1 tRNA gene is annotated in these 210 nt (G+C 56.7%); it reads right to left on the reverse strand.

Features of this window, described 5'->3' with window-relative positions:
* Nucleotides 1-98: 98 nt before the first annotated feature.
* A tRNA-Ser gene (locus AC6H42_RS19510) sits at nucleotides 99-191 on the reverse strand.
* Nucleotides 192-210 lie beyond the last annotated feature (19 nt).

The raw sequence follows: 210 nt of genomic DNA on the forward strand, positions 1-210 counted from the left end.
GCCTCGCCCCCGCCAGGGGGCTCCGTCTTCGAATCCCACCGTCTCTGTCCGAACAAATAAAAAAGGGCTCCCGCAGGGGAGCCCGTTTTTATTTGTTCTGGCGGAGACGGTGGGATTCGAACCCACGATACAGGTATAAGCCGTATGCATCCTTAGCAGGGATGTGCCTTCGGCCACTCGGCCACGTCTCCTAGCTGATTACTCAACTAT

Source organism: Massilia sp. NBRC 108631 (genome assembly GCF_059704565.1).